Origin of the sequence: uncultured Cytophaga sp., from assembly GCF_937863595.1 — a bacterium.
In the GTDB taxonomy this organism is placed as follows: domain Bacteria; phylum Bacteroidota; class Bacteroidia; order Cytophagales; family Cytophagaceae; genus Cytophaga.
Genome location: NZ_CALMGQ010000143.1, coordinates 1 through 4,152 on the forward strand (window position 1 = coordinate 1; position 4,152 = coordinate 4,152).

The following is a 4,152-nucleotide window of genomic DNA, read 5'->3' on the forward strand; positions in this document are numbered from 1 at the left end:
CACAATCCAAACATGAACTTTCTATTTTATTGCAACCACAGTTGCCTGCTACTTTCTTATTTGGATCCGTCGGACAAGCATCTGTTTTATCTGCTACATAGCCTGTTGGTTTTGTACATGCAAGCTGTGTTACTGCAGGATCACCAAAGCCATCGCCGTCCGTATCTGCATACCACATCGTTTTACCTTTAATATTTTTATCCAATGGTGCGCAGTCGTCTGCATCCAATACACCATCGTTATCATCATCGGTATCTACACAATCTGCTGTACCATCGTTGTCCGTATCAAGCGTTACTTTACCCGTTGTTCCTCCAACACATGTTAAACATGCATCAAGTTTCGCTGCACCGTTTGCAACTCCTGCACAATCTTTTGTAGGAACTGTTTGTGGGTAATGAATGTATCGTGGTTTTAATACTTCAGCCAACCAATGACTTAAAACTGCTGGATCTTTTTCTACACGTGAATCACCCCATTGAGAACTCCAACCGTGCGAAGTCCAGTCACTATTTATATAAACAAAGGCTTTGATATCATACGTTTTGATGAGATTAAATACTTTATCCAAATATCCATTTTGAAACGCTGCTGTTCCTTGGTGAACAACATCCGATTGCGAAGCTGATTCTGCTATGATGATGGGTTTCTTAATAGTATTCTTAGCCCATTCCATACATTGTCTTACATTATCATCCATCGCTTGTGTTTCTGGACAATTTCTGAATGGCGGAGGATTTCCCTCCCATGTTGGCCAACAGATGTCGTGGTTAAAAATAGACAAACCAAACCAATCCACATTTGCATCTCCTGGATACAGCATCTTTGCATCGTTGATACCCCGTACTGGATGAAAAATAAATGCCGCATTGGTAACCTTGTTTGTCGTACGGATACGTTGTGCGATATAATTATACGCATCTTTGTACGCTTGCAAATCGAACTCAGGTATTTGATCTGCCTTTTCAAGTGGATTAATTCCAAGTGCTGTATATTTATTTAAGATGTCTATAAAAGGAGTTGTTGTTTTGTTGGCGAACATATTTAAGTTCACTTCATACCCAATTCGTACTAAAAATTTAACCGTAGGCTTCGCTTTTATAGAAGCAGCAATCATATCAATTTGCGCATCCCATTTTCCCGTTGGAATATCTTTACAAGCCTTCCATACAGCGTTCTCACCTGTATAGCCTCCCATTGCGGGATTATCCTTAATACTAATTGCCAACTCGGCATATGCTAAGGGATAAGAGGTATTTATATATTTTAAAAATGCTTCATTGTTTCCATCATCTCCCTGATCAATTTTACCGTTGTACAATTGTGCATAATGGGAAGAACCTGCTGGTGCTTTGTTTGTAGCATTTACATAATGATCGTATTCTGCACGGTATGTTTGTCCGATTAAGACTAAGGTCTTACCAACTTCAGGTGCAAAATCAGACCCAATAACTGGCGGTGCAGTTGGGTCTGTAACGCTGACCGTATAAGTAGCTGTAGACGTATGACTGTTTTGATCAGTTGCTTCAACTTTTAAGATATATGTACCAACAGCAAGATTAAATAAACTTGGATCAGTTACAGCATTTACGCCCCATGTGTAGGGAGCTGTAGTTATTTTACGTAATACGGATCCATTTAAAGATAAGGTTACACCTGTTACCACATCGTCATCTGTTGCGGTAACCTTTACCAATAAAGAAGATCCCTTAGTAAGAGCTGTTGAAGTAGGACTTGTAAACGTTACGATTGGTGCTGTATTTCCTGTAGTACCCGTATTTAAAAGTGTATTAAATAAAGAAGAAGAACCATTCAACCAAAATGATGTGCTCACTTCATCGATCCATTTTTGTTGAATGGTCGCATTCGCTTGAATTCTACTATCTCCCCAATAGCCTTCTGGATAGGGCGATGCCCATTTAGCCTGTGCATCCCAATTGGCATTGATATATGCGACTACTTTAATAACATCACTGTTATCATGTATGTATTTAAAATAAGGCTTAAACCATTCATCCCAAATCTGATTTGGTGTTTTAGAAACAGGATTTGTACCTGGTGCTCCACCTAACATAGTATTGATGTATCTGTAGGTACCGTTTTTCAAATCATACCCTTGTGGCGTAGATTCGCATGCCATTACAGGCTTACCTTTAGCACGTGCCAATGCAATTACTTCATCTGTCAACGAAAATTGGAGTGGCGTATTCAAAAACCAAGAATAACCCATGTAGTCTACATAGTTATCGCCTGGGTACCAATCCGAAATATTTTCGTGCGTATTTTCAATAATATCATCTACTGGAGATGTACATGCCTGCCAAACCATCATGGTATTCGTTCCTTTGGCTCGGATTAAATCAACGATGTGTTTGTATGCATTTTTATAATTGGTGGTATTACTATATCCCGTGTTCCAATTACCATCAAACTCGTATCCAATTCGTAAAAAAACAGGCTTATTTGTAGCTGCTAAAAAAGTTGCTAAGCGATTGATTTCAGTATCGTATGTTCCGTTTGCAATTTGTGTTAAGCCACCCGGAAAAAAATCCTCCGTCATGTATAAGCCCAATGCCAAGGTTGCATTTGAAAAACCATATGCTGCATTGTGTGTATTTAAGGGACCAGCACCCCAATTTATATCTGGAGCAACTGTACCATCTAATTTTTCGCCCAAACCTCCGTATGGATAATATGCTAGTGGATTTGCAACATCATATAAACTTGCATACGAAGTTACCCCTCCCAAAGCTGGCAATGAAGTAACATTTTGATAATCGGAAACAGATGCTAAATCTTGACCAATTATTAATAAGGTCTTTCCTGGAGGTGGTAGATATTTTTGTGCAGCAGATCCAAATGAGATAATTAATAGTAACACTACTACTGAAATTGCACTAAAAATACTGCTTCGAACTTTTGAGTAAAATCTTTTCATACCTTTAAATTTTTAACTATTCAAAGATATAATTGAATTATCTGGTGCAGTTTAAAAAATCAATCAAAGACTTTTAAAAATCAGTCAAGCACATAACAACCTAATAATCAATATTAATACATACACACAAATTCAATATATGGATTATTTTAATTCATTTGGACTAAAGCCAAAATGTTTTTTAAACGTGGTAGTAAAATAAGATGCACTATTAAAACCAACATCTGTGGCAATTTCAGAAATATTAAGCTTCCCTTCTTTTAACAAAATTAAGCTTCGACGTAATCGAATGTTCTTAATAAAGCCATTCGCTGATTCACCTGTAATACTTTTAAGGTTTCTATATAAGGTAGATTTACTCATACCTATTTCTGTGGCCAAAAAATCTACGCTTAAATCTGAGGATGAAAGATTTTTTTCAATCACTTCAATCAAACGCTTTAAAAATTCTTTATTGATTTCATTACTTGTTAATTCATCAACTGGTACATTTTCTGAAAAAAATCGTTTTAATTGTTTGTCTTGATTTTCAAAATAGGTATTTATCTGAACAAGAACTTCATCAGCTGTAAATGGTTTGGGCAAAAATGCATCTGCGCCAGCATTAAATACATCAGTACGTATATTGGGCCCAGTTTCCCCAGATATAATCATGCAAGGCACATGGGCAGTATTTTTAGATTGCTTAATATGCTTACATAGATCTAATCCCGACATTGCACCCATTTGTATATCTATTAAGGCTAAATCGGGTGTATTGTCTTCCAACCAAACCAATGCATCTTCAGCATTACGCGCTTCAAATATATCTAAGTAATTCCCTAGAGATTTTTCCAATGCCCAACGGATCTCATCGTCATCATCAACCAATAAAATTTTCTTATCCTTAGTGATTACAGGTTTAATAGTCTCCTCTTCATGATTGAGTTGTTCTAATGGAAGTATATTTTGCGAAATAATTTGAATTTCTTCTGCAAGGGGTAAGTAAACAAAAAACGTTCCTCCAGTATCGGGTAAAGAAGCTGCTTCTATCATTCCACCCAATCGTTTAATCATATCATAACAAATGGTCATTCCCAAACCTGCGCCTTCTTTTAAGTCTACTGACTTCATACCTTTAAACCCCTCACCACGTATTAATTTATTAACCGATATGTGATCAAAACCATTTCCAAAATCCGTAATGCGTATCCCACATTGATTTCCTTTTAAAA

At 36.8% G+C, this 4,152-nt stretch carries 2 protein-coding genes; both read right to left on the bottom strand.

The window, feature by feature from the left end:
• On the bottom strand, positions 1-2,938 hold a 2,938-nt coding region (locus Q0543_RS12315), incomplete at its 3' end, for a glycosyl hydrolase (protein WP_299253403.1).
• Between the two features lie 144 nt (positions 2,939-3,082).
• On the bottom strand, positions 3,083-4,152 hold a 1,070-nt coding region (locus Q0543_RS12320), incomplete at its 5' end, for a response regulator (RefSeq protein ID WP_299253406.1).